The following is a 15,202-nucleotide window of genomic DNA, read 5'->3' on the forward strand; positions in this document are numbered from 1 at the left end:
AATTTCGTTTGAAATTTCACGAAACCATGCCATGAAATTCCAAGCAGAAATTTCATGGGCGAGTCGTGCAGCACGATCCGGTTCTTCACAGCAAGACGTTGGGGGCTGACCTTCGGGCGCTGCGCAAGGCGCGTGGGCTGACCTTGCAGGATATCGCGGATCGGTTGGGGCGGTCGGTCGGCTGGGTCAGCCAGATCGAGCGTGACCTGTCCGAACCGTCGATCACCGATCTGCGTCGCATCGCCAAACTGTTCGATGTGCCGGTGTCGTTGCTGTTCGGCACGCCTCAGACGGTTGCAGAAGAGGCGGGATACGTGGTGCGCGCGGGTGCGCGACGGCCGATCGGCAGCGGCGCTTCGGGGCTGATCGAGGAACTGCTGTCGCCCGATCTGTCGGATGATTTCGAAGTGGTGCATTCCACCTTCCAGCCGCATTCCCGCATCGGCGAGGTTGTGACCCGTCCAACGCAGGAGGTGGGCTATCTCCTGTCAGGCAAGCTTGACCTGATCATCAGCGACCGACGCTTTACCCTGACGCCGGGCGACAGCTTCCGGATCAAGGCCGAGCCGTTCGAGTGGATCAATCCCTATGACGCGCCCGCCGTGGCGATCTGGGTCATCGCGCCTCCGGTGTATTGATGAGCGACGTAAATCCCTCTGGCCCGGTTGCCCTGACAGGAAGCTGCCTTTGCGGCGCGGTCACCTATACCGCCCATGGTGCAGCCGGTGCGCCAGCAGCCTGCCATTGCATGCAATGCCGCAAGCAATCTGGCCATGTCTGGGCATCGTCTTTCGTTCCTGACGGACATCTCGAGATCACGGGCGACGTGCGCTGGTTTCAATCTTCGGAAAAAGCCCGGCGCGGGTTCTGTCCGACCTGCGGATCGGCGCTGTTCTGGGATCACGAGGATGATCCGTTCATCTGTTTCTCGACCGGGTCCATCGACGGGCCGACCGGATTGACCCTGCGCGGTCATATCCACACGGGCAGCAAGGGCGACTATTACGACATCAACCCGAACGACCCGCAGCGAGAGGATTGAGCGATGTTGGACCTTGCCCTTGCGATCCCGCTTTGGACTTACGTGACCTTCATGGGCGCGGCATTTGTGCTGTACGTCACTCCCGGTGCCGACATGATGTTCACGCTGGCCAGCGGCATGCGCGGCGGTGCGCGGTCGGGGATGGCGGCGGCAGTGGGGATCGGGCTGGGCGTCATGGGTCACGTGGTGATCGCGGCGGCAGGTCTTGCCGTGCTGTTGCTCACCTATCCCATCGCCTATGACGCGCTGCGCTACGCGGGCGCGGCCTACCTGCTCTGGTTGGCCTGGCACAGCTGGACCGACACGTCCGACACAACCCAGCGCGAGGGCCGCAGCGACACATGGCGCGCGTTTCGCCGGGGGTTTCTGACCAACATTCTAAACCCAAAGGTGGGCCTCTTCGTGCTGGCCTTCCTGCCCCAATTCGCCAATCCCGCCATCGGCCCGGTCTGGCAGCAGATCCTGATCCTCGGCACGCTGCTCGCTGTCGGGGAACTGGCCGTCTACTGCGTGCTGGGTGGCTTTGCCGGTCTGGCCGCGGCCCGCATCAAGCGCGCGTCCGGCTGGTTGGGCAAACTGTCCGCAATCGTCTTTGGCGGGCTCGCGCTGCGCCTTGCCTGGAACTGAGGAGACTTCCATGTCCGATTTCCCGACCTCCACCCGCGTCGTCATCATCGGCGGGGGTGTCGTTGGCGCGTCCTGTGCCTATCACATCGCCAAGGCGGGATGGGACTGCGTGCTGTTGGAGAAAAACGAGCTGACCGCCGGGTCCACATGGCATGCCGCAGGGAACTGCCCGTCCTTCAGCACCAGCTGGGCGGTGATGAACATGCAGCGCTATTCGCTGTCGCTTTACCGGACCCTCGCGGACGAGGTCGATTACCCGATGAACTACCACGTCACCGGGTCGATCCGTCTGGGCCATACCAGGGAACGGATGCAGGAGTTCGAACGCGCCCGCGCGATGGGGCGGTATCAGGGTCTGGACCTCGAGATGATGTCCGTCGCGGATATCAAGCAGCGCTATCCGTTCATCGAAACCCACGACCTTGCCGGGGGTCTCTATGATCCTGACGATGGCGATATCGACCCCGCGCAACTGACACAGGCTCTGGCCAAGGGCGCGCGCCAGATGGGGGCGAAGATCGAACGCTTCTGCCCCGCCACGGGCGTGACCCGCACCGGCGACGACTGGATCGTGCACACCGACAAGGGCGACATCACCTGCGAAAAGGTGGTCAACGCGGCGGGCTACTACGCCCAGCAGGTCGGGGAATGGTTCAAGCCTTATGGCGGGCGCACCGTGCCGATGGCGGTGATGAGCCATCAGTATTTCCTGACCGAACCGGTGGCCGAGCTTGAGGCGTGGTCAAAGGAGAACGGCAAGCTGCCGCTGCTGCGGGACGTGGATTCAAGCTATTACCTGCGGCAGGAAAAATACGGTCTGAACCTTGGACCGTACGAACGTAACTGCAAGGCGCATTGGGTGACGCCCGACGACCCCATGCCCGACGATTTCAGCTTTCAGCTTTATCCCGACGATCTGGAACGGCTCGAATGGTATATCGAGGACGCGATGGCCCGCGTGCCGATCCTTGGTGCCTCCGGTGTGGGCCGGGTGATCAACGGCCCGATCCCTTATGCTCCCGACGGTCTGCCCCTGCTTGGCCCGATGCCCGGTGTGCCCAACGCCTTCGAGGCCTGCGTGTTCACCTTCGGCATCACCCAGGGCGGTGGCGCGGGCAAGGTGCTGGCCGAATGGGTCACGGAAGGCCAGACAGAATGGGACATGTGGGCGGTCGATCCACGCCGCTACACCGATTACACCGACCAGGATTACTGCACCCAGAAGGCCATCGAGGTTTACGGCCACGAATACGCGATGCATTTCCCGCGCCATGCCTGGCCTGCGGGGCGCGACAAGAAGCTGTCGGCGGTGCATGATCGGATCATTGCAGATGGCGGCGTGATGGGCGCCTACAATGGCTGGGAACGCGCCAACTGGTTTGCACAACCGGGCGACGACACCTCCGAGGAAAGCACCCAGACATGGGCGCGATCAGGTCCGTGGCAGCAGCGCATAAAGGAAGAATGCGAAGCGGTGCGCGACACGGCAGGCGTGATCGCCATTTCCGGCTTCACCCGCCTCTCGGTCGAAGGGCCCGGCGCGCGCGACCATGTCGATGCGCTCACCTGTTCGGCCCTGCCGAAACCGGGGCGCGTTGGTCTGGCCTATTTCCCCGACGATCGCGGCCGTATCCTGACCGAGATGTCGGTGATCCCGCAAAGCGACGAGGCGATCTGGCTCATCACCGCCGCTGTGGCGCAGTGGCACGACCGTGATGTGCTGATGCGCGACCTGCCCGAGGGCGTCACGATCCATGATCGCACGACGAAATACGAATGTTTCCTCGTCACAGGCCCCAAGGCGCGCGATATGCTGGCCCCGCTCACAGGTGCCGATCTGACCCTGCCTTGGCTGTCCTATCAGGAAGCGGAGGTCTGCGGCGCGCCTTGCGTGCTCTTGCGGGTGTCCTTCGCCGGGGAACTGGGCTGGGAAGTGCATTGCCTGACCAATGATGCGCCCGCGATCTACGATGCCATTCTGGACGCCGGGGCGAAACCCTTTGGCATGTACGCCCTCAATGCGCTGCGCATCGAAAAGGGCTACCGCGCATGGAAGGGCGATCTGTCCACCGATTACACCCTGCTGCAAGGCGGGCTGGACCGGTTCGTCAAGCTCGACAAGCCACAGGATTTCCCCGGCAAGGCCGCCCTTCTGAGCGAGAAACAGCAGGGCGTGACCAAGCGCTTTGTCACACTGTTGGTCGATGCGGGTGACCATGATGCCCCCTACATGTCGACGCTCTGGCATGACGGCAAGGTTGTCGGTGAAACCACCTCCGGCGACTGGGGTTACCGGGTCGGTGCCTCCATCGCACTGGGAATGCTGCGCGCCGATCTGGCGGTGCCGGGCACGGAACTCGAGGTCGACATCTACGGCGAAATGCGCAAGGCGGTGGTCCGGAAGGATGAACCCCTTTGGGATCCGCAAAACGAAAGGCTGCGCGCATGACGATCACGATTCTGGACGGTGGAATGGGTCAGGAACTTGTCCACCGCTCCGGCGCTACACCAACTCCGCTCTGGGCGACGCAGGTCATGATCGACATGCCGCATCTGGTGCAGGAGATACATGCCGATTACTTCGCGGCAGGCGCAGGTATCGCCACCACGAACACCTATGCCATCCACCGGGACCGGCTGGCGGGCACCGGTTTGGAAGACCGGTTCGAAGCTCTGCACCGCACCGCGCTCGACATGGCGCTGGCCGCGCGGGATGCGCATGGATCAGGCCGCATTGCGGGCAGCATCGGACCGCTGGGCGCGTCCTACCGCGCGGATGTCCAGCCGCCGCATGACAACGCGGTTCAACTTTTTGCCGAAGTGGCGGGGCTGCTGGCGCCCGACTGCGACCTGCTGCTGATCGAAACCGTGGCCTCGATCGCGCAGACCCGCGCGGCGCTTGAAGGCGCGTTGGGCCATGGCAAACCGGTCTGGATCGCCTTCACCGTGGATGACGCCGATGGCACACGCCTGCGGTCCGGAGAGCCCTTGGCCGATGCCGTGGCGCTGTCCACCGGCGCGGCTGCGCTGCTTGCCAATTGCTCCGCGCCTGAGGCGATGCCTCAGGCGATCGACATCCTCAAGGCCACCGGCAAACCGGTGGGAGCCTATGCCAACGCGTTCACGACGATCACCAAGGAGTTCCTGAAGGACAAGCCCACGGTCGATGCGCTCAGCGCGCGGCGTGATATGGGGCCCGAGGCTTACGCCGATCAGGCCGCGATCTGGGTCGATCACGGAGCGACGATCCTTGGCGGGTGCTGCGAGACGGGTCCGGCCCATATCGCCGAGCTTGCCCGGCGGTTTGCCGAGACCTGATCCAGCATGCGCGCGCCTGCCTCTTCTCTTTCGTAATTCGCAAACGCCCGCTTTGCCAGACGGTGCGGCATCGCACATCTTGGCCCATCTTTTAGGAGATCATCCATGACCCTGCCCAACCATGCCCGCGCCGTCATCATCGGTGGTGGTGTCGTCGGCTGTTCTGTCGCCTATCATCTGACCAAGCTGGGCTGGACGGATGTGGTGCTGCTGGAGCGCAAGCAGTTGACCTCGGGCACGACATGGCATGCCGCAGGTCTGATCGGGCAGTTACGGGCTTCGTCGAACATGACCAAGCTCGCGAAATACACCGCTGATCTTTATTCCACGATCGAAGCGGAAACCGGCGTTGCCACCGGGTTCCGTCAGGTCGGATCGATCTCGGTCGCTCTCACCCAAGAACGGCACGAAGAGTTGCGTCGCTCTGCTGCGATGGCGCGGGCTTTTGGTGTCCCGGTCGAGGAAGTCGACACCGCCGAGATCAAGGCCAAGTACCCGCATCTGAACACCAGCGATGTTGTGGGCGGCGTCTACCTGCCCAGCGACGGGCAAGGCGATCCGGCCAATATCGCGCTGGCGATGGCCAAGGGTGCGCGTCAACGCGGGGCGCAGATTGTGGAACGCACAAAAGCCACCAAGGTCACGCGCGACGGTCGGCGGATCACCTCTGTGGATTGGGCGTCGGAAGACGGCAGCAGCGGCACGATCACCTGCGATCATGTCGTGAACTGCGCAGGCATGTGGGGCCGCGAGGTGGGGCAGATGCTGGGGGTCAATGTGCCTCTGCAAGCCTGCGAGCATTTCTACATCGTGTCCGAACCGATCCCCGGATTGGAGGCCTTGCCAGTGCTGCGGGTGCCGGATGAATGCGCCTATTACAAGGAAGACGCAGGGAAAATGATGCTGGGCGCGTTCGAGCCTGTCTCGAAACCCTGGGCCCTGGGCGGCATCCCGGAAAGTTTCGAATTCGACCAGCTGCCCGAGGATTTCGACCATTTCGAGCCGATCCTGGAGGCGGCTGTGAACCGCATGCCGATGCTGGCGGAGGCGGGGATTCACACGTTCTTCAACGGGCCGGAAAGCTTTACCCCGGACAATGCCTATTATCTCGGGCAGGCGCGCGAGATGGACAATGTCTGGGTCGCTGCCGGGTTCAACTCCATCGGCATCCAGTCGGCAGGCGGCGCGGGCATGGCGCTGGCGCAATGGATGGAGGACGGCGCGAAGCCGTTCGATCTGGGCGACGTGGACATCGCCCGCGCACAACCGTTCCAGCGCAACCGCCGCTATCTGAAAGAGCGTGTGACCGAGACTTTGGGCCTGCTTTACGCCGACCATTACCCCTATCGCCAGAAGGCCACAGCGCGGGGTGTGCGGCGCACGCCGTTCCATCAGCAGCTTCTGGAACGCGGTGCGGTGATGGGCGAAATCGCAGGTTGGGAACGCGCCAACTGGTACGCCTCCGAAGGCCAGACGCCGGAATATGCCTATAGCTGGAAGCGGCAGAATTTCTTTGACAACATCGCGCGTGAACACAGAGCGATCCGCGAGAATGTCGGCATGTACGACATGTCGTCCTTCGGCAAGCTGCGGGTCGAAGGGCCAGAGGCCGAGGCATTCCTGAACCATGTCTGCGGTGCCGACATGTCGGTCCCGGTGGGCAAGATCGTCTATGCGCAGTTCCTGAACACACGTGGCGGGATCGAGGCGGATGTGACCGTCACGCGCCTGTCGGAGACCTGTTTTCTCGTGGTCACCCCCGCCGCGACACGGGCTGCCGATCAGACGTGGTTGCAGCGCCATGTGGACGACAGGCGCGTGGTGATCACCGATGTGACGGCGGGCGAAGGCGTGTTGGCGGTGATGGGGCCGAATGCACGCAAGATCATGCAGGCGGTATCGCCGGATGATTTCTCGAACGACGCCAACCCCTTTGGCACGGCGCAGGACATCGAGATCGGTCTTGGCACCGCGCGGGTGCACCGGGTGTCCTATGTCGGGGAACTCGGATGGGAGATCTACATTTCTGCCGATCAGGCGGGGCATGCCTTTGAGACGCTTTGGGAGGCGGGGCAGGAGCACGGCCTGACGCTTTGCGGGATGCACGCCATGGACACCTGCCGGATCGAAAAGGCGTTCCGGCATTTCGGCCATGACATCACCTGCGAGGATCACGTTCTGGAAGCCGGGCTTGGCTTTGCCGTGAAAACCGCGAAGCCGGAGTTCATCGGGCGCGATGCGGTTTTGCAAAAGCGCGAGACGGGTTTGCAAACGCGTCTGATGCAGTTCCGCCTGACCGATCCCGAGCCGCTTCTGTATCATCACGAGCCGATCCTGCGGGATGGGCAGATCGTGGGCTATCTGAGTTCGGGTGCCTATGGCCATTATTTGGGCGGTGCGATCGGCATGGGATACGTGCCCTGCGCCGGGGAAAGCGCGGAGCAGGTTCTGGCATCGAGCTACGAGATCGACGTGGCGGGCACGCGGGTGCGGGCGGAGGCGTCGCTGAAGCCCATGTATGATCCGGCGTCCGAGCGGGTGAAGGCGTAACCGGGTCCTTGTCCCTGCGCGTCAAGCTGCGTAGAGCGGGGGTATGACCGAATATACCCCACCCGATACGCCGCTGGACGTGCTGCACGAGGATCACCAGATCCTGATCGTGAACAAGCCTGCGGGCCTGTTGTCGGTTCCGGGCAAGACTCCGGAATTGGCAGATTGCCTGATCGCCCGGCTCGAGATTGCCTATCCGCAGGTTCTGCTCGTGCACAGGCTGGACCGTGACACATCGGGTGTGATGGTCTTTGCACTGACGCCGCATGCCCAGCGCCATCTCGGGCTGCAATTCGAGAAACGGCAGACAAAGAAAACGTATCTGGCCCGCGTGGCCGGACGGATGGAGCCGAAGACCGGCACGGTCGATCTCCCGCTGATCGTGGACTGGCCGAACCGGCCCTTGCAGATGGTGGATCCCGAGAACGGCAAACCGGCGGTGACGGATTGGCGGGTGATGAAAGCCTCGGATGTGGAAAGCCGGGTGCAGCTTTATCCGCTGACCGGACGCAGCCACCAGTTGCGCGTGCATATGCTGTCGCTGGGACATCCGATCCTGGGCGATCCGCTTTATGCGTCCGAGACGGCGGAACAGTATCCGAGGATGATGCTGCATGCAGAGGAATTGCGCCTGCGCCATCCCGATGGCGGGGCTGGCATGAAATTTCGGGTCAAGGCGCCATTCTGAATGGCATCGGACGCTGGCGCGTCCGACCGGCGCAGCCTGCGGCTGCGGATTTTTTGAGTATTTGAAACAAGAAGAAGCAGGGGACCTGTGCCCCCTGCCCTCGGTGGTCCTATTCGGCGGCCCAGCCGGACACGGCCTTGACTTCGAGGAAGTCCTCGATGCCCCAGACGCCGCCTTCGCGCCCGTTGCCGGATTGCTTCATGCCGCCGAAGGGCGACCCGGCGGAACGTCCCACCCCGTTCATTTCCACCATGCCCGAGCGCAATTGGCGCGCCAGACGGTTGCGGCGCGCGCCGTCTTCGCTCTGGACGTAGTTGGTCAGGCCGTAGACCGTGTCATTGGCGATGCGCACCGCGTCTTCCTCGGTGTCGAACTTCATGATCGACAGGACCGGGCCAAAGATTTCCTCGCGGGCGATGGTCATGTCATTGGTCACATCCGCAAAAACGGTGGGCCGGACGTAGAAGCCCTTGTTGAGACCTTCGGGGCGACCAAGACCGCCGGTGACAAGCCGCGCGCCTTCGTCGATACCTTGCTGGATCAGGTCCTGGATTTTCTGCCATTGCGTGGCGTTGACCACCGGGCCGATATGGCGGCCTTCGGCGGATGCGGGGCCGACACTGACCTTGGACGCGATCTCGCCCGCCTCTTCGACCACGCGGTCGTAGATCGGCGCTTCGACCATCATGCGCGAGGGAGCGTTGCAGGACTGGCCGGTGTTCTGCATCATGTGCATCACACTGCGCTTGACCGCCTTTTCATCGGCATCGGCGAAAATCAGGTTGGCGCCCTTGCCGCCCAGTTCCAGATGCACGCGCTTGAGCGTGTCGGCGGCGGATTTGGAGATCAGCTTGCCCGCGCGGCTGGAGCCGGTGAAGCTGACCATGTCGATATCTTCATGTGCGGAGAGTTGCGATCCGACACCTGCGCCATCGCCATTCACAAGGTTGAATACACCCGGAGGAAACCCGGCCTCGTGCATCATCTCGGCAAAGAGCATCGCGTCGAGCGGGCTTTCCTCCGACGGCTTCAGCACCATGGTGCAGCCCGCGATCGCCGCAGCCCCCACCTTGAGCGTGACCTGGTTCATTGGCCAGTTCCACGGGGTGATCAGCGCGCAGACACCCACTGCTTCGTAGAGGATGCGGTCCTTTGGGCTGTGATCGTTCAGCGGGCGGTCGAATTCGAAGCCCTTGGCGGCATCGATGAAATTCTGCAGGTGCCACGTGCCTGCACCGACCTGGCTGGAACGGGACATGTCGATGGGCGCGCCCATCTCGACGCTTATGGCCTGAGCCATTTCCTCGCCGCGGGATTTGTAGATCTCGAGCAGTTTCTCGACCAGCGCGATCCGCTCGGCGGGCGGGGTCGCCATCCAAGCCGGGAAGGCGGATTTGGCGGCGGCAACGGCGGCATCGGTATCGGCCTGACCGCCCAGCGAGATCACGGCGCAGGGGTCTTCGGTCGACGGATCAATGACGTGGTAATCCCGGCCATCGACCGCATCGACCCATGCCCCGTTGATGTAGAACTGGCGTTTCTCGATCATGTGATTGTCTCCCTTCAGAGCATTGCAGCGGACACTGTGTCACCCCGGCCATCAGCTCGCAAGGGGGTGTAACGGCTGCCCATGCCCCCTATGTAGCAAGGCAAGATCAACCCCGAGAAGGAGGCAAATATGGGCCTGCGTATCAATGATGTAATCCCCGACCTGACCGTGGACACCGATCAGGGCACACTCAGCCTGCATGACTGGATCGGCGAAAGCTGGGCCATCCTGTTCTCTCACCCAAAGGATTTTACCCCCGTCTGCACGACCGAGTTCGGCGCCGTGGCGCAGCTGGCCGATGAATGGGACAGACGCGGCACCAAGGTGATGGGCATTTCGGTTGACGGTGTCGAAGACCACAAGCGGTGGAAGGCCGATATCGAGGCGACCGCTGGCTGCAAGGCCGGGTTCCCGATCATCGCGGATGAAGACCTGACCGTTGCCAAGGCGTTCGACATGCTGCCTGCTGAATATGCGCTGCCCGATGGCCGCACACCTGCCGACAGCGCGACGGTGCGCGTGGTGTTCATCATCGGGCCGGACAAGAAGCTGAAGCTGTCGATGACCTATCCAATGACCGTGGGGCGCAATTTTGCCGAAGTCCTGCGCGCGCTGGATGCGCTGCAGACCTCGGCGCGGGAGAACGTCGCGATGCCCGCGAACTGGACCGTGGGTGAGGACGTCATCATACCCGTGGCGGTGAACGACGCGGATGCGATTGCCAAGTACGGCCAGATCAATACGATCCTGCCTTATCTGCGTACGGCCAAGCTGCCCCTGTAAATCCAGCGGAACGGGTGTTTGAACATGGGCCGGGGGATCACTCCTCCGGCCTTTTTCATTGCACCGAGATCAGCACCGCTTCGACCCGGCGATTGGCCTCGCGCCCCGGTGCGGTGAGGTTCGTGGCGCGGGGGGACAGGAAGCCGACCCCGTCGGCGGCCACCTGCGACGCGGGCACACCGCGCGCGACCACATAGGCCTGCGCGGCCTGCGCGCGGCGGCGGGACAGCGCGACATTGGCCTCGAGCGATCCGGTCGCGTCGGTATGACCGACAAAGGTGATCTGCCGGGTCGGGTTGGCGGTCAGGTAGGCCACCACCGCATCCAGCGACTGCACCGGGCCATCGCCCAGCGATACCGCGCCGCTGGCGAAATCCAGATCGGCGAGCACGACATGGCCGGTGCGTTCCAGTTGCGCCACGACGTCACCTGCATCTTCGGGGATCGGCGCTGACGCCGCTTGCGAAACCGAAACGCCCGTCCGTCCGGGTGGTCCGACCTCGATCAGTTGCACAAAGAGCGCATCGCCATCGCGACTCACCAACAGGCTGAGCGCTTGGCTGGCATCGGCCGATTTCGCCGAGAGGAACCGGTAATCCGACAAGTCGACATACATGTTGGGCGCGCGCAGCACCTCGGTCCCAAAGCGGAAGTCGAACCCACCACAGCTCTGGGCGCTGCAGTCGAAGATGATGTCAAATCCGTCCGACACGAGCTGTTCGCGCAGCGGGCGAAGCACCTGTCCGGTGGTAAGCCCGGCACCAGAAATGCGCCACGCCTTGCGTCGCACCTCGCCTTCGAGGTTGGCCACAGGAATGCCCGCCGCTTCGGTCCAGCTGCCGATGGGCAGGTCGTAGCTGCCAGCAGGCGAGGTGCGCGACACGGTTTCGCGCGCGCCGGTGGGAAGGGCCATATCCAGCGCCATCACGGGTGCAGCAAAGACACACCCGAACAGCCAGAGCCCGCGAAGTTCAGCGCGCCTGCGCGTGATACTCGTCATTGGGCCGCATATCCGTGGCACTGGCCACACGGTTGGTCATGTTGAAAAACGCCGCCACATTCGCGATGTCCCAGATGTCACGGTCACTGAACCCGGCATCGCGCAGCGCTTCGCGGTCGAATTCGGCGATTTCGGCGCTGGATTTGGTGATCTTTTCTGCAAAGGCCAGCATCGCGCGGTGGCGGTGTGGCAGATCCGCAACACGCCAGTTCATCACCAGCATTTCACCCAGCTGGGGATCCCCCGACAAGGCGCGCACCGCTGCACCATGCGCGGTCAGGCAGTAGAAGCACTTGTTGATCGAACTGACGACAACCGCGATCATCTCGCGTTCCAGCTTGGTCAGCCCGCTGTTCGCCAGCATCAGGTCGTTATAGAGCGCGGTAAACGTATTGAGCTTGTCGATGTCGAAGGCATAGGCCCTGAGCACGTTCGGGATCATGCCCAGCTTGTCCTGGCACACGTCGAAATATTTCTGCGTTTCCGGGGGAAGCGGGTCGACCATCGGCAGGTTGAGCGCCGTGGGAAGAGTGTCTTTGGTCATTCGGGTTCGCTTGTCTTGGGCAGGATGCGGTAGTGGTATCGTCCCACAATCTGCATCCCGAGGGAAGCGTAGAGGCCGTTTGCCCCGACATTCCGCTGCGTGCACAGGACGCTCATCCAGTCGGCACCGTTTGCCTTGGCCCAATGGGCGGCTTGCCGCATGAGCCAGACACCCATGCCCTTGCGGCGATGCGCAGGCGGGATTTCCAGCGCATGCACCATCGCGATGCCGTCATGGATCGCACAATAGGCGGTGCCTGCGGGTTTGTCGGTGATCCGCCCGAGGATACCCGTTTTCGGCACCTCGGCGCGGTCCATCACCGCGATGCGGTCAGCGCCGATGCCACCTGCCGCCCAGATGTCGCGCATGATGGCCAGCGGTTCCCAGATCGCAAAGGCCGTGACGCGGGGGACTTGGACATCGGTCAGATGATCGACCGGACAGAGCCAGAGGTTGACCGGGTCGATCACCTGGTATCCCCGTGCGGCCAGCGCTGTATCCAGCGCCTCTTCGCCCTCACGGATCATGAACAGCGCGTCTTGTCCCAGCATGCGCATTGCGGTTTCGGCGGCTGCCAGATCGTCGTCGGTCCAGTCGGCTTCGGCGGTTGCCGCGCTCACCCGCTTGCCGCCCCCTGCCCCGTTCCGCAACATCCACGGACCCGCAGGCGTGCGGTCGGCTGGTGGCCAGGTGGCCTCTGTCACGGCGTAGAGCGTCTGGACGGTGGGGGTCATGCAGGAAACAGGTCGACCAGCCGGGCCATCGCGTGATCCACCCGGGCACCGTCGCTGCCGCGCACCACGATGTTCGATCCGTAGGCGCCATTGTGCTGGAACGGATAGGACCCGATGGAGAGGTCCGGGAAATCTGCGGCGATCTGGCCAAGCGGCCCGGCAATGTCACCTTCACCGCGATCCACCCGCAAGGTTTGCGACAGGATCGGCGCGCCTCCGGTCAGGGTCGGGATCACGCTGGCGACCATCGCCTGAAACACCGACGGTACCCCGGCCATGACATGCACGTTGCCGATGCTGAACCCCGGCGCGATCGACACCGGATTTTCGATCAACCTGGCACCTTCGGGAATACGGGCCATCCGCTGGCGGGCGTCGTTGAACTCCATCCCGCGGCTGTCGTAATGCGCCTGCAGCAGCGCGCGCGCGTCTTCGCGCACGTCGATCGGCACGTCAAAGGCCGCCGCCACGCAATCGGCGGTGATGTCGTCATGGGTCGGACCGATGCCACCCGAGGTGATCACGGTGTCATGCGCCGCGCGCAGGGCGTTCAGAGCCGACACGATGGCATCGCGGTCGTCGCTGACGATCCGGACTTCGCACAGATTGATGCCGACCTTGGTCAGTTCCTGCGCAAGATGGTGCATGTTGGCGTCACGCGTCCGGCCCGACAGGATCTCGTCGCCGATCACCAGCATGGAAGCGGTTGGATTGGGCATGTGCTGCCTCCTTGATCCTTCGTTTTCTCAGGTATAAGCGGGGCTTATGCGCTTTCAAACCCCTCTTGTTCCCGGCACGCTGATCCGACGGTACAAACGCTTTCTGGCGGATGTCACCTTGGCCGACGGGCAGGAGATCACCGCGCATTGCGCCAATCCCGGATCAATGATGGGACTGGCGGAGCCGGGGATGCGCGTCTGGCTGGAACCGAACGAAGATCCGAAGAAAAAGCTGAAATTCGGCTGGCGTCTGGTCGAGCACGAAAACGGGCACTTCACAGGCGTCGATACGGCCGTTCCGAATCGCATGTTGCGCACGGCGCTCGAGGCCCGCGCCGTTCCCGGGCTGACAGGGTTCGACACCCTGCGCGCCGAAGTGCCCTATGGTCAGAAGAGCCGGATCGATTTCCTGCTGTCCCGCGACGGGCATCCCGACACCTATGTCGAGGTGAAATCCGTCACCCTGTCCCGCCAAACCGGGCTCGCGGAATTTCCCGACAGCGTGACAGCGCGCGGGACGAAACACCTGAACGACCTCGCCCAGATGGTTGCACTGGGTCACCGGGCCGTGATGCTCTATCTTGTGCAGCGGACCGATTGCGACCGCATGACCCTCGCTCATGACATCGACCCGATCTACGCGCGGGCCTGGGCCACCGCCACTGATGCCGGCGTTGAAACTCTCGCGCTCGATTGCAAGATCACGCCCGAGGCGGTGGAATTGGGCAAACCGGTCCGAATGGAAGCCCCGATCCGGACCTGACGTCGCGCCACTGGCAAAATCCTGCGCAGGGAGCTAAAACCCCATTTGAGACCTACTGGAGTGCCCTTGTGAACAATAACCATGATGGTCGCATGACGCGCGAAGGCATCCGTATCCATGATGCGGCGGATTTCGCTGGCATGCGTCATGCCGGAGAGCTGGCCGCGCGTATCCTCGACGAGGTGGCCGAACATGTGTTTGTCGGACAGACCACCGCCGCGCTGGACGATTTCATTCAGGCCCGGGTCGAAGCGGCTGGGGCCACATCGGCGACCATCGGGTACAAGGGCTATCAGCACGCCAGCTGCATCAGCGTGAACCATGTCGTGTGTCATGGCATTCCCGGTGAAAAGATGCTCAAGGAGGGTGACATCCTCAATATCGACGTGACCGTGATCGTCGATGGCTGGTTCGGTGACACAAGCCGTATGTACGTCGCAGGCAAGCTGAGCCGCAAGGCAGAGCGGCTGATCCAGGTCACGCATGACGCGCTGTTCAAGGGTATCGAAGCGGCGAGACCCGGCAACACCTTCGGCGATATCGGCCATGCGATCCAGACGTTTGTCGAGGCGAACCGCATGTCCGTGGTGCGCGATTTCTGTGGCCACGGGTTGGGGCGCGTGTTCCACGCTCCGCCCAACGTGCTGCATTACGGACGCCCCGGCACCGGCCCGCGCCTTGAAGAAGGCATGTTCTTTACCATCGAGCCAATGGTGAACCTTGGCCGCCCGGAAACCAAGGTGCTGGCCGATGACTGGACCGCGGTCACGCGGGACAAATCGCTGTCCGCGCAGTTCGAACACTCCATCGGGGTCACCTCGGACGGGTGCGAGGTGTTCACGCTCTCCCCGGCGGGGCTGTTTCATCCGACATACACGGACTGAG

Annotated in this window: 15 protein-coding genes; 10 read left to right on the top strand and 5 right to left on the bottom strand. The window is 63.1% G+C overall.

Going from position 1 to position 15,202, the window contains the following annotated elements:
- The first annotated feature begins 65 nt into the window (after positions 1–65).
- From IEV82_RS18815 to IEV82_RS18845, 7 genes are all read left to right on the top strand, one after another.
- Positions 66–638: a helix-turn-helix domain-containing protein gene (locus IEV82_RS18815; RefSeq protein WP_188483625.1), complete on the top strand. Its 573-nt coding sequence runs from the start codon at positions 66–68 to the stop codon at positions 636–638.
- The gene (locus IEV82_RS18820; RefSeq protein WP_188483626.1) at positions 638–1,042 is read left to right on the top strand and encodes a GFA family protein; all 405 of its coding nucleotides are present in this window, start codon (positions 638–640) and stop codon (positions 1,040–1,042) included. The genes IEV82_RS18815 and IEV82_RS18820 overlap by 1 nt, the downstream gene beginning before the upstream one ends.
- A 3-nt stretch (positions 1,043–1,045) precedes the next feature.
- A complete protein-coding gene (locus tag IEV82_RS18825; RefSeq protein WP_188483627.1) occupies positions 1,046–1,669 on the top strand; it encodes a LysE family translocator in 624 nt (207 codons plus the stop codon).
- Between the two features lie 10 nt (positions 1,670–1,679).
- On the top strand, positions 1,680–4,118 hold the full coding sequence (locus IEV82_RS18830; protein ID WP_188483628.1) for a GcvT family protein: 2,439 nt from the start codon (positions 1,680–1,682) through the stop codon (positions 4,116–4,118).
- Positions 4,115–4,987: a homocysteine S-methyltransferase family protein gene (locus tag IEV82_RS18835; RefSeq protein WP_188483629.1), complete on the top strand. Its 873-nt coding sequence runs from the start codon at positions 4,115–4,117 to the stop codon at positions 4,985–4,987. Before IEV82_RS18830 ends, IEV82_RS18835 begins: the two co-directional genes overlap by 4 nt.
- Positions 4,988–5,092: 105 nt before the next feature.
- Complete coding sequence (locus IEV82_RS18840; RefSeq protein ID WP_188483630.1) at positions 5,093–7,537, top strand: GcvT family protein; 2,445 nt, start codon at positions 5,093–5,095, stop codon at positions 7,535–7,537.
- Positions 7,538–7,580: 43 nt separating this feature from the next.
- On the top strand, positions 7,581–8,225 hold the full coding sequence (locus tag IEV82_RS18845; RefSeq protein WP_188483631.1) for an RluA family pseudouridine synthase: 645 nt from the start codon (positions 7,581–7,583) through the stop codon (positions 8,223–8,225).
- A gap of 109 nt (positions 8,226–8,334) precedes the next feature.
- Here IEV82_RS18845 and IEV82_RS18850 read toward each other — a convergent pair whose 3' ends face one another.
- Positions 8,335–9,774, bottom strand: a complete 1,440-nt coding sequence (locus IEV82_RS18850; protein ID WP_188483632.1) for an aldehyde dehydrogenase family protein — start codon at positions 9,772–9,774, stop codon at positions 8,335–8,337.
- 129 nt (positions 9,775–9,903) lie between these two features.
- On the opposite strand from IEV82_RS18850, the gene IEV82_RS18855 reads away from it, so the two are divergent.
- Entirely contained in the window at positions 9,904–10,557 is a 654-nt protein-coding gene (locus IEV82_RS18855; protein ID WP_188483633.1) for a peroxiredoxin, read from the top strand.
- A gap of 55 nt (positions 10,558–10,612) precedes the next feature.
- On the opposite strand, the gene IEV82_RS18860 is transcribed toward IEV82_RS18855, so the two are convergent.
- The 4 genes from IEV82_RS18860 to IEV82_RS18875 are packed head-to-tail and all read right to left on the bottom strand — an operon-like array spanning position 10,613 to position 13,554.
- Positions 10,613–11,557 (bottom strand): OmpA family protein, encoded by a 945-nt coding sequence (locus IEV82_RS18860; protein WP_188483634.1) that lies wholly within the window; start codon positions 11,555–11,557, stop codon positions 10,613–10,615.
- The gene (locus IEV82_RS18865; protein WP_188483635.1) at positions 11,529–12,101 is read right to left on the bottom strand and encodes a peroxidase-related enzyme; all 573 of its coding nucleotides are present in this window, start codon (positions 12,099–12,101) and stop codon (positions 11,529–11,531) included. The genes IEV82_RS18860 and IEV82_RS18865 overlap by 29 nt, the downstream gene beginning before the upstream one ends.
- The gene (locus IEV82_RS18870) at positions 12,098–12,835 is read right to left on the bottom strand and encodes a GNAT family N-acetyltransferase (RefSeq protein ID WP_188483636.1); all 738 of its coding nucleotides are present in this window, start codon (positions 12,833–12,835) and stop codon (positions 12,098–12,100) included. The genes IEV82_RS18865 and IEV82_RS18870 overlap by 4 nt, the downstream gene beginning before the upstream one ends.
- Positions 12,832–13,554, bottom strand: a complete 723-nt coding sequence (locus tag IEV82_RS18875) for a competence/damage-inducible protein A (protein WP_188483637.1) — start codon at positions 13,552–13,554, stop codon at positions 12,832–12,834. Before IEV82_RS18875 ends, IEV82_RS18870 begins: the two co-directional genes overlap by 4 nt.
- Positions 13,555–13,600: 46 nt before the next feature.
- Here IEV82_RS18875 and sfsA point away from each other — a divergent pair, with 46 nt between their 5' ends.
- Entirely contained in the window at positions 13,601–14,317 is a 717-nt protein-coding gene (gene sfsA, locus IEV82_RS18880; protein WP_188483638.1) for a DNA/RNA nuclease SfsA, read from the top strand.
- Between the two features lie 92 nt (positions 14,318–14,409).
- Positions 14,410–15,201 carry a type I methionyl aminopeptidase gene (gene map / locus IEV82_RS18885; protein ID WP_188483639.1) on the top strand — a complete coding sequence of 264 codons (792 nt, stop codon included), beginning with the start codon at positions 14,410–14,412 and terminating at the stop codon, positions 15,199–15,201.
- Position 15,202: the final 1 nt, after the last annotated feature.

It is taken from the genome of Marivita lacus, assembly GCF_014637725.1.
In the GTDB taxonomy this organism is placed as follows: Bacteria; Pseudomonadota; Alphaproteobacteria; order Rhodobacterales; family Rhodobacteraceae; genus Marivita; species Marivita lacus.

What these genes read in the sequence shown, in the direction of transcription:
- IEV82_RS18875 (WP_188483637.1), bottom strand. Translation starts at nt 13,554, where the DNA reads ATGCCCAATCCAACCGCTTCCATGCTGGTGATCGGCGACGAGATCCTG.
- IEV82_RS18865 (WP_188483635.1), bottom strand. Translation starts at nt 12,101, where the DNA reads ATGACCAAAGACACTCTTCCCACGGCGCTCAACCTGCCGATGGTCGAC.
- IEV82_RS18825 (WP_188483627.1), top strand. Translation starts at nt 1,046, where the DNA reads ATGTTGGACCTTGCCCTTGCGATCCCGCTTTGGACTTACGTGACCTTC.
- IEV82_RS18845 (WP_188483631.1), top strand. Translation starts at nt 7,581, where the DNA reads ATGACCGAATATACCCCACCCGATACGCCGCTGGACGTGCTGCACGAG.
- IEV82_RS18860 (WP_188483634.1), bottom strand. Translation starts at nt 11,557, where the DNA reads ATGACGAGTATCACGCGCAGGCGCGCTGAACTTCGCGGGCTCTGGCTG.
- sfsA (WP_188483638.1), top strand. Translation starts at nt 13,601, where the DNA reads ATGCGCTTTCAAACCCCTCTTGTTCCCGGCACGCTGATCCGACGGTAC.
- IEV82_RS18870 (WP_188483636.1), bottom strand. Translation starts at nt 12,835, where the DNA reads ATGACCCCCACCGTCCAGACGCTCTACGCCGTGACAGAGGCCACCTGG.
- IEV82_RS18820 (WP_188483626.1), top strand. Translation starts at nt 638, where the DNA reads ATGAGCGACGTAAATCCCTCTGGCCCGGTTGCCCTGACAGGAAGCTGC.
- map (WP_188483639.1), top strand. Translation starts at nt 14,410, where the DNA reads ATGACGCGCGAAGGCATCCGTATCCATGATGCGGCGGATTTCGCTGGC.
- IEV82_RS18855 (WP_188483633.1), top strand. Translation starts at nt 9,904, where the DNA reads ATGGGCCTGCGTATCAATGATGTAATCCCCGACCTGACCGTGGACACC.
- IEV82_RS18840 (WP_188483630.1), top strand. Translation starts at nt 5,093, where the DNA reads ATGACCCTGCCCAACCATGCCCGCGCCGTCATCATCGGTGGTGGTGTC.
- IEV82_RS18835 (WP_188483629.1), top strand. Translation starts at nt 4,115, where the DNA reads ATGACGATCACGATTCTGGACGGTGGAATGGGTCAGGAACTTGTCCAC.
- IEV82_RS18830 (WP_188483628.1), top strand. Translation starts at nt 1,680, where the DNA reads ATGTCCGATTTCCCGACCTCCACCCGCGTCGTCATCATCGGCGGGGGT.
- IEV82_RS18850 (WP_188483632.1), bottom strand. Translation starts at nt 9,774, where the DNA reads ATGATCGAGAAACGCCAGTTCTACATCAACGGGGCATGGGTCGATGCG.